This window comes from Rhodanobacter sp. OK091 (assembly GCF_900142825.1).
GTDB lineage: Bacteria > Pseudomonadota > Gammaproteobacteria > Xanthomonadales > Rhodanobacteraceae > Rhodanobacter.
In genome coordinates this window covers 1,828,657-1,839,369 of record NZ_FRCH01000001.1, presented here as the reverse complement: position 1 = coordinate 1,839,369, position 10,713 = coordinate 1,828,657, and the positions used below count along the sequence as shown (strand labels likewise).

Annotated in this window: 4 protein-coding genes; all 4 read left to right on the top strand. The window is 65.2% G+C overall.

What is annotated here, in order from left to right; translation table 11 throughout:
* Position 1: 1 nt before the first annotated feature.
* The 4 genes from BUA26_RS08355 to BUA26_RS08340 all read left to right on the top strand — a co-directional run bounded on the left by BUA26_RS08355 (position 2) and on the right by BUA26_RS08340 (position 10,710).
* Entirely contained in the window at positions 2-2,254 is a 2,253-nt protein-coding gene (locus BUA26_RS08355) for a TonB-dependent receptor (RefSeq protein WP_072759457.1), read from the top strand.
* A 404-nt stretch (positions 2,255-2,658) separates the two neighbouring features.
* Positions 2,659-4,680 (top strand): S1 family peptidase, encoded by a 2,022-nt coding sequence (locus tag BUA26_RS08350; RefSeq protein WP_255368210.1) that lies wholly within the window; start codon positions 2,659-2,661, stop codon positions 4,678-4,680.
* A gap of 28 nt (positions 4,681-4,708) precedes the next feature.
* Complete coding sequence (locus tag BUA26_RS08345) at positions 4,709-5,587, top strand: alpha/beta hydrolase (RefSeq protein WP_072759455.1); 879 nt, start codon at positions 4,709-4,711, stop codon at positions 5,585-5,587.
* Positions 5,588-5,670: 83 nt separating this feature from the next.
* Positions 5,671-10,710, top strand: coding sequence for an alpha-2-macroglobulin family protein (locus tag BUA26_RS08340; protein ID WP_072759452.1), 5,040 nt, complete (start codon positions 5,671-5,673; stop codon positions 10,708-10,710).
* The last annotated feature ends 3 nt before the right edge of the window (positions 10,711-10,713 follow it).

The following is a 10,713-nucleotide window of genomic DNA, read 5'->3' as shown; positions in this document are numbered from 1 at the left end:
CATGTCCGTCGCCCGCCCGTCGCGTTCCGTCGCGCTCGCCTTGTCGATCACGCTCGCTCTTGGCCTGCCGGTTTCTGTCGCGCTGGCGCAAGAATCGGCGGCACCGGCCAAGCCGCCGGCGGCCAAGGCCACCGAGCTGCAGACCGTGAATGTCACCGCCTCGAAACGGGTGGAGAACATGCAGAAGGTGCCGATGGCGCTGACCGTGATCACGCCGGACAAGCTGGAAGCGTTCGGTCAGGCCGGCGACAGCGTGCTGCAGCTGGCTTCGCGTGCGCCCAGCGTATATGCCGAGACCTCGTACGGGCGCATCTTCCCGCGCTTCTATATCCGCGGCCTGGGCAACAGCGACTTCGACCTCAACGCCTCGCAGCCGGTGTCGATGGTGTACGACGACATCGTGCAGGAGAACCCGATACTCAAAGGCTTTCCGCTGTTCGACCTGGAACAGGTCGAAGTGTTGCGCGGCCCGCAGGGCACGCTGTTCGGACGCAACTCGCCGGCTGGCGTGATCAAGTTCGAGTCGCGCAAGCCGAGCCAGGAGACCAGCGGCTACGCCCGCGTCTCCTATGGCACGCTCGGCACCGCGAACGCCGAGGCTGCGCTGGGTGGTGCGCTGAGCCAGCACTGGTCCGGCCGCGTCTCGGCGCTGGCGCAGCACCGAGACAACTGGATCGACAACACCTACACCGGGAAGAAAGATGCGCTGGGCCGTTACAACGATCGCGCCTTGCGCCTGCAGGCGCTGTACGAGAACGGCGGCTTCAACGCACTGATCAGCGCGCATGCGCGCTGGCTGGACGGCACGGCCGAAGTCAACCGGGCCAACGCGATCTCGTTGGGTGGCGATGTGTTCGTGCCGGGCTTCGATCGGAACAAGGTGGCGCAGGACGGGCTCAACAAGCAGCACTTGTTCAGCTGGGGCAGCAACCTGCACCTGAACTGGAACGTGGGCGACTACACGTTCACCTCGATCACGGGTCTGGAGCGCGCCACCACCTACAGCCGCGGCGACGTCGACGGCGGCTTTGGTGCCGTGTTCCATCCGCCGATGGGCCCGGGCTTCATCCCGTTCCCGTCGGAGACCGCGGACGCGTTGCCGCACGATCGCCAGATCACCCAGGAATTCCGCCTCGCCAGCAACCAGCATGACAAGCTCAACTGGCAGGTCGGCACCTACTATTTCGACGAAGACATCGCGATCAGCAATTTCGACTACGCCACGTTCAACAACCATGCTCTGGACGGCTATGCCGTCCAGACCCAGCGCACCAAGGCGTGGGCGGTGTTCGGTTCGGCCAATTACCAGCTTGCCGACGATTTGGAGCTGCGCGCCGGCGCACGCTGGTCACACGATTCGCGCGACTTCGCAGTGAACCGGTTGCTGTCGCCGTTCGGCGCCGGCCCGCTGCAGCTCGCCGCGCAACCGCATGATTCGCGCTGGAGCGGTGACCTTACCGGCACCTGGACACTCAACCCGAACGTCAACGTCTACGCGCGCATCGCCAACGGCTTTCGCGCGCCCAGCGTGCAGGGCCGCGTGCTGTTCGCCGATTTCATCTCGCAGGCCAAGCCGGAGACGATCACCAGCTACGAGCTGGGCGTCAAGACCACCGGTATGGACAACCACGTGCGCTTCAACGCGGACGTTTATACCTACAACATGCACAACCAGCAGCTCACCGCGGTGGGTGGCGACATCAACGTGACGCGCCTGTTGAATGCCAGCAAGACCCAGGGCTACGGTGCGGAGTTCGACCTGGAGGCGTACCTCACACCGAACTTCGTGCTCACCGCCGGCGGCAGCTACAACCACACCGAACTGAAGGATCCGAACCTGGCCGTGGCGGTCTGCGGCTTTGGCTGCACTGTGCTCAATCCGCTCAATGCCAACGGTCAGGCACTGGTCGATGGCAACACCTTGCCGAACGCGCCGCAGTGGGTCGGCACAGTTACCGCGCGTTACGGCATCCCGTACGGCGACAGCGGCGAGTTCTTCGTCTATACCGACTGGAATTACCGCAGCGAGGTGAATTTCTTCCTGTACGACTCGGCCGAGTTCAAAGGCAAGCCGCTGCTCGAAGGCGGACTGCGGCTTGGCTACAACTGGGATTACGGCCGCCGCGAAGTCGCCTTGTACGCCCGCAACCTCACCGACAAGCGGGCGATCACCGGCGCCATCGATTTCAATAATCGCACCGCCTTCGTCAACGATCCACGTGTTGTTGGCGTGGAGTTTCGCGTCGAGCTGTAGTCGGCACGCCTGCCGTCCCATCGTCGCCATTCGGCGAAGGGACGGCAGGGTTTCCGGGTCGCGGCCGCCACATGGGGCAGCCGGGTTTTCCTGTTCGGCGCGGGCGCCTTCCAGCGGCGCTTCCGGATTGATGTGGCTGCCGTACGACAGCGCCTTCAGTGCGGACACGTAGGTCACCACCGTCGGCATGTCGCCACGCCTTTGTCTCCAGGCTTCCTCGCGGCCAGGAAAGGGTCACCCGACCATGCGTTGGTTCGCGCCATCCGTGCCATCAAATCGGCCGCAAATGGCCATACGGGTAGTGATGCAGGGGCTGCTGCAGCATGTCATTATTCATGTACAGCCGGCGCAGGTCAGGGGGCCCCATGGGGAATCCGGCGGCGGCGTTCATGCGAAGGACTCTCATGCATCACCTTGAAGTGATTCTGCGCAAGGCCGGCACCATGCGGGCGGCTTTTCGCCGGCTGGCCTTGCTCGCCCTCATCGGTCTGTGCGGCGCCACCGCACATGCCGCCAGCCTCGATCCGGCGGTGCTGCCGAAAATCCAGGCAGCCACATTCGAGGTGGTGGCGGCCAAGCCGGTCAATGACTCGCTGACCTATGAGAAGCCGTTGCCGCTGGAGCTGCTGCCGTATCAGGAGCGCAACGACAAGTACTACTCGATCGGCACCGCCTTCGCGCTGGGCAACAACCGCTACGTCACGGCGGCCCATGTGCTGCAGGTCGGCGTCGATAGCCTGTGGGGCGAACCCGCACTGCGTGACGCCAGCGGCCATGTGTACGCCATAGGCAAGATCGAGAAGTTCTCGCTGCAGCAGGATTTCGTGGTGTTTTCACTCGCCGAGCAGCCTGCGGCGGCCACCGCGCTCGAGATCAACTTGAAGCCGGCGCTGAACGACGTGGTCTACGCCGTCGGCAATGCGCTGGGTACCGGCGTGGTGATACGCGATGGCCTCTACACCTCCGACACACCGGAGGAGCAGGACGGCCGCTGGAAATGGATGCGTTTCTCGGCGGCCGCTTCGCCCGGCAACAGCGGCGGCCCGCTGCTGGACAAGGACGGCAAGCTGATCGGCATCGTGCTGATGAAATCGGCGAACGAGAACCTCAACTACGCACTGCCGATCAGCGAGGTGCTGGCTGCGCCGGACGGCAAGGCGGTGATGGACGTACGCAACAGCTACCAGCTCGACCTGTTCACCGCGGAGCAGAGCGGCGAGTTCAAGGCGGAGTTCGCGCTGCCCGAGAACCTTGCCGACTTCTACCGCGATTACCAGAAGCGCTTCGATGCCAACAGCGAGAAGCAGCTGAAGGCGTTGCTCGCCAAGGAATCCGCGAACCTGTTCCCCAATGGCGCCGGCTCGGCGCGCCTGCTGCATCAGCAGACACAGATCAACGACTTCCCCACGGTGGTCGTGCGCAACACCGACGGCGAATGGGTGCGTACCGGCGCACAGGCGCAATCTTTCACGCTGGATGCCAACGGCTATGTGGGCGTCGGCGGGTTCGGGCACAACGGACTGATCCACCTGCGCCGACCCGATACCATGGATGCGGCGACGTTCTACGACAGCGCGCAGGCGCGCATGGATCTGCTCGCGCACACCGGCATGTTCCAACGCGAGGTAGCCGGCCAGAAGATCAAGATCACCTCGCTCGGCAAGCCCACGCTCGAGGCCACGCACGTCGATCGCTGGCAGCGCCCCTGGCACGTTGCCATCTGGCCGCTGGCTTACGCGAATGCCCGTGTGGTGACCTACACGCTGCCTGTGCCGGATGGCTGCGTGATGCTGATGCGCTTCGTGCCGGCTGCCCGCCAGCACGATGACCGGCTCGACCTCGATGAGATCGCCAGCTTCGTCTACGTCACCTATAAGGGCACCCTCGCGCAGTGGAAGGCCTTTCTCGACCGCCCCGCGCTGCTGCCGGCCGTGCTGCGCGACATCCACATGCAGTTCGACTACGGCCACCGCTTGAGCTACGACTCGCCGCGCGTGGCGTTCGCCTATCCGGCCACGTTGCAAGCGGTCGCACCGGATAGCCTGCTGGAGCTGGGCCTGCGTTTCTTCGTCGACGACGGCAAGCCGGTATGGGACGTGGGCATCGTGCAGATATGGAAAGATCTCACCTCCGACGATCGCGATGCCGTCAACGTGCAGCGTTACCTCGCGCCGCCGCCTGGTCTGGATGAGGACATGAGCGGCCGTTGGCGGAAGCTGTCCATGCGCGAGTATCCCTTCAACGAAGTGGCCAACTACCGGGACGGCCAGATGGGCATCGACACGGTGGTGGCGCCCGCTGCCGGCAAGCAGCCGCCCGCCGTGTTGTATACCGCCTTCTACGGCCACACCGGCACGCAGCCCCAGGATTTCATGAAGGGCAAGCTCGACCTGCTGACGAAGGATTTGCAGGTCAAGGAGCGCTGAATCCTCACCGCACACAAAGCACTTACGCATGCGCGCAATCCCCGACAACGATACCCGGCACACAAGCATGCTCGCCGTGCCCGACGGCCAGCGCCTGTTCCTGCGCGATTGGCCACTGCCGCAGGCGCGTGGCGCGGTGCTGATCGTGCACGGGCTGGGTGAACACAGTGGCCGCTATCAATGGCTGGCGCGGTGGTTCAATCAGCGCGGCTATGCGGTACGCAGTTACGACCAGCGCGGTCATGGGCGGACACCGGGCCAGCGCGGTGCGCTACGCCATCGCGACGATTTGCTGGAAGATCTGGCTAGCGTCTACAACGACTACAGCAACGGACTGCCGCACGCGCCGCTGCTGCTAGGCCACAGCATGGGCGGGTTGGTCGCGCTGCGCAGCACGCTGGATGGCCGCATCGCGCCGCCGGCCCTGCTGCTGTCGTCGCCGGCGCTGCGTAGCTGGGAATCACCGTGGCTGATCAAGCTGGCTGGGATGCTGAATCGGGTCGTGCCGAATCTGCCGCTGCGCAATGGGCTGGATTCCGACAAGCTCTCGCACGATCCGCAGGTGGCGGCCGGCTATCTCGGCGATCCGTTGCGGCATGGCTGGATCACGCCGCGGCTGGCCGACTTCATCTTCCGCGAGGGTGCGACGTGCATTGCCGATGCCGCCAGCCTGGCGCAGCCGACGCTGCTGCTGGTCGCCGACAGCGATGGGTTGGTCGATCCCTCCGGCAGTCGTGCATTCGCCAGAAAGGCCGCGTCGACCGGGCAGCTGACCACGCGCTTCTTCTCGACGCTTTATCACGAACTGTTCAACGAAGCCGAGCCCGGACGCAGCCAGGTCATGATGCAGCTGGCGGACTGGCTGGGCCGGCAGGTGCACGATCGAGCCGTCGCGTCACCTCATTAGTGAAATCTGCGCGCCCGATCGGCGCCACCAAGCCGCCATGAATTCCGGCAATACTGTTATGCAATCCTAGGGAGAGGGGTCACATGTCAGTTCAAATGTTCGAGTGCTTTTCGCGCCGCGTGCTGTCGAAAAGCGTGCTGTCGCGCGCGCTGTTTCCGTTGCTGCTCGGCCTGCTGCTGGCCGCCTGCAACCGCGGCCACGACGGCGGCAAACCCACGTTGCAGGGCGCACCTGCCGGCAATGCCTCGGCGCAGTCTGCGGCAGCCGCCAAATCAGCCTTCGGCTTGGTATCGGCCAGTTCGGAAACGCAGGATTCGCGCACCGCGCTGACCTTGCAATTCAATGCGCCGCTGGCATCGGCACAGACTTTCGACCAGCAGATCGCGGTGACCGGGCCGAACGGCGAGGTGGTCGGCGGCAGCTGGAGCCTGAAGCCCGACGGCAAGACGCTGAGCTTTCCGTTCGTCAACGCCAACCAGCGTTACGCGGTGCAGCTGCATGCCGGCCTGATGGCCGCGGATGGCCGCACGCTGGGGCGCGAGCTGAAGCACGACGTGTACTCCGGCAATCTGCCGCCGGCGGTGGGTTTCGCCTCGCACGGCAGCGTGCTGCCGGCACGCGGCACGCGCGGGCTGCCAGTGGTGTCGATGAACGTGCACGATGCGGACGTGGAATTTTTTCGCGTGCGCGATGACGCGTTGTCGGATCTGTACTGCGCCTATCCCGCCAACAAGCATCGCGACACCTACGAACTCGATCACGAGATCAGCCCCTGGAACAACTGCGACAACGGCGCTCGCCCGCGCCGTCCGATCACCGACATGGCCGACTCGGTCTACGCCAACCACTACACCTTGGGCGGTGCCGAGAACGAGCGCGCGGTGACCTACCTGCCCGTGCAAGACGTCAAGCAGCTCGCCGAGCCCGGCGTGTACATGGCGGTGATCAAGCAGGGCGGCACGTTCAAGGGCTCTTATGACACCTCGGTGTTCTTCGTCAGCGACCTTGGCCTGCATCTGCGCGTGTATCGCGACAACGTGTTGCTGCACGTCGCGTCGCTGCGCGACGGTTCCCCGATCAGCGGCGTGGCGGTGGAGATCGACGACACGGGCGGCAAGAGCAAGCTCAAGGCCACCACCGACGCCAGCGGCAATGCGTTGATGGCCTACAAGATCGATGCGACCGACGTGCTGGTCGCGCGACACGGCAAGGATGTCTCGGTGCTGCCGTTCAACCGGCCCGCGCTGGATGTCTCGAATTTCGACATCACCGGGCGCAAGCAGGCGCCGTTCGAGGTGTATGCGTGGTCCGGCCGCGACCTGTACCGGCCCGGCGAGACGCTGCGCGTGTCGGCGCTGCTGCGCGACTACGACGGCATGCCGATGAAACAGCAGTCGCTGTTCGTGCGGCTGAAGCAGCCGGACGGGCGCAGCCTGATCGACAAGCGGATGGAGCCGCGCGAGCTGAATTATTTCGATTTGAGCCAGGCGATTCCGGCCGATGCGCCGACCGGTTTGTGGCAGCTGGAATTCCGTCTCGATCCCGCCGCAAAGGAATCGGTACAGGCGTTCCCGTTCCACGTCGAGGAGTTTCTGCCGGAGCGGCTGAAGGTCGAGCTGTCCAGCCCGCAGGCGCGGGTGATGCCAGACGAGCCGCTGAAGCTGAAGGTCGCCTCCAGCTATCTGTATGGCGCGCCGGCGGATGGCAATCGCTTCACCGCCAAGCTGCTGGTCGCACCGGAAGTGCATCCGCTGGTCAACCTGCCGGACACGTTCTTCGGCGACCCGCTGATCGACCTGCCCAAGAGCGCCGATGACGCGGTCGATGCCAAGCTCGACGAGCACGGCCAATTGGAACAGGACGTGAGCTTGCCCGATGACATCAAGCCGGTGGCGCCGTTCGCGGTGAACCTGTCCGGCAGCGTGTACGAAAGCGGCGGTCGTGCGGTCACCCGCGTACTGAAGCGGGTGTACTGGCCGGCGCCGGAGCTGGTCGGCGTGCGCCCGTTGTTCGATCCCAAGCAGGGCTCCGAAAGCGAAGGCACGGCGAGCTTCGAGGTCCTGCGCGCGAACGTCGACGGCAAGCTGGTTGCCGGCTCGCATCTCAAGGTGCGGCTGCAGCGCGAGCTGCGCGATTTCTACTGGTTGTACGAACACGGTGATGACTGGAAATCCACCGCCAACCAGCGGTTGCAGCTGATCGAAGAAAAAGATGTGGACGTCGCGGCCGGTCAGCGCGTCAAAGTCGACTTCCCGGTTCAGTGGGGCGGCTATCAGCTGCAGGTGTACGACCCGCAAACCAAGCTGACCACCACGTTTCCGTTCTTCGCCGGCTACAGCTGGGACGACGAGAATCTCGGCAAGGAGGCGCGCCCGGACAAGGTCAAGCTGCAGCTGGACAAGGCGCGCTACCGCGCCGGCGACACCATGAAGGTCAGCGTGACGCCGCCGCATGACGGCCCCGGCGTGCTGCTGGTCGAATCGGATCATCTGCTCTACACGAAGAACATCGACGCCACCGCCGGCGCCACCTTCGAGATTCCGGTGACCAAGGACTGGGAGCGCCACGACGTCTACGTGGTGGCGCTGGTGTTCCGCGGCGGCGCGGCCGACGAACACACCACGCCGGCGCGCTCGATGGGCATCGAACACGTCAGCATGGAACGCACCGACCGACGCATCCCGCTGAAGCTCGACGCGCCGGCGATGATGCGTCCAGGCAACCCGCTCAAGGTGACCGTGCAGGCCGACGGCCTGGCTGGCAAGCGCGCGTACGTCACGTTGTCGGCGGTCGATCAAGGCGTGCTAAACATCACCAACTACCCAGTGCCCGATGCGTGGGCGTGGCTGTTCGCCAAGCGCGCGCTGACCACCGACGCGTACGATCTGTACAGCCGGCTGATCGAGGCGATGGACGGCACCGAGGCCAAGCTGCGTTACGGCGGCGACATGAGCGGCAAGGCGCTGCCGCATGCCGCGCGGCTGAATCCGAAAGTGCAGATCGTCGATCTGTTCGCGGGGCCGGCCGTGTTCGACGCCAGCGGCAAGGCCACGCTGCAGGTGGACGTACCGGACTTCAACGGCAGCCTGCGCCTGTCCGCGCTGGCCTATACCGACGCGCGCTACGGCAACGCCGACAGCAACATCGTCGTGCGGGCGCCGCTGGTGGTCGAGCCGAGCACGCCGCGGGTGATGGCCGCCGGCGACAAGGCGCGGATCAGCCTCGACCTGAAAAATCTCTCCGGCAAGGACGGTGTGGCCAAGGTCATGGTCAAGGGTGACGGCCTGATCAACATCGACAATGCGACGCAAAGCGTGGCGTTGAAGGACGGCGCCGGCAAGACGCTGAGCATGCCGGTTACCGCCGGTGCCGGTGCCGCGGTGGCGAAGGTCGACATCCATGCTGAACTCAACGACTACCAGGTCGACCGCCATTTTGAATTTGCCGTGCGACCGGCGTGGCCGGAGCAGGTGAAAACCCTGCCGATGGCCATCGAGGGCGGCAAGCCGGCGCATCTGGATGCCGGTGCGGCTGCCGGCCTGCTGCCGGCCACTGTGCGCACCCAGCTCACCCTCAGCACGCTGCCGCCGTTGCCGTACAACTCGGCGTTGCGTCACCTGCTGGACTATCCTTACGGCTGCATCGAGCAGACCACCAGCAAAGGCTATGCCGCGCTGATTCTGGACGGCCAGACGGCCAAGGCGCTCGGTGTATCGCCGATGGCCGACGACGTGCGCAAAGGCGCGGTGGACGGCGCGCTGGCGCGGATCGCCTCGTTCCAGGCCAGCAACGGCCACTTCAGCTTCTGGGGTGGCACCAGCCCGATCGAGACGTTCATGACGCCGTACGTGGTCGACTTCATGCTCGACGCGCGCGACGCCGGCTTCGCGGTGCCGCAGGACGTGCTGCAGAAGTCGCTGCAGCGGCTCAGCGACGACCTGCTCGCCGGTGGCCATCCGTACTACGACTACGAGCAGCACGATCACATGCGGATTGCCGACGAGGCCTATTCCGGCTTCGTGCTGGCGCGGGTCAACCGCGCGCCGCTGGGCACGCTGAGGGCGATCTTCGACAACGACCGCAGCAAGCTGGTCGGTCCGTTGCCGCTGGTGCACCTGGGCATCGCGCTGAAGTTGATGGGCGACAATGAGCGTGCGCAGAAGGCGATCGCCGAAGCCTTCGCCTGGAGCAAGGAGCGCCCATGGTATGTCGGTGATTACGGCTCGGATCTGCGCGATCTCGCGGTGATGGTCGCACTGACCCACAGCTACGGCATGAGCAAGCCCGACTACGACGCCAAGCTGATCGACTGGGCGCGCAACGCCAGTGTGCGCGAGCACGAGATGCAGCAGAAGATCCCGTACTACCACTGGTCGTGGTCGTATCTGAGCACACAGGAGCAAGTGGCGATCGCTCGCGTCGCCCGCGCGTTCGATGCGGCCGCGGATGCACCGCTGGCGGTATCGGTAAGCGTGGGCGGCAAAGTCGAGCAGGCGCCGGCGGGCAAGCATATGTGGACCCGCGAGCTGAGCGTGGCCGAGCTCGCCAGCGGTGTCACCGTGCAACCCACCGGTAGCGCCACGGTGTTCGCCACGCTCGATGTGGCCGGCATTCCGCAGAAGGCGCCGGCAGCCGATCCAAGCCAGATCGATGTGCGGCGCAGTTACTTCACCACCGACGGCAAGCCGTGGACCGGCGACACGCTCAAGGAAGGCGACACGCTGATCGTCGAGCTGAGCATCGAGGCGCGCATGAACATCCCCGACGCGATGGTCACCGATCTGTTGCCCGGCGGGCTCGAAGTGGAAAACCTCAACCTCGGCAGCGCCGGGCAATGGGAAGGCGTGGTGATCGATGGCATCAACCTCGCCCAGCACAGTGGCGCAGCTGACGTCGTGCACGAGGAATACCGTGACGACCGCTACGCCGCCGCGTTGAAGTTGCAGCGTGGCAATGCGCAATTCGGCGACGCGCAGAACGCGACCCACGTGTTCTACCTGGTGCGCGCGGTCACGCCCGGTGTCTACACCGTGCCGCCGCCGCTGGTTGAGGACATGTATCGTCCGGCGGTGCGCGGCATCGGCAAGCCGGTGCCGGCGCAGATCACCGTGGTCGAGCCGTAACCC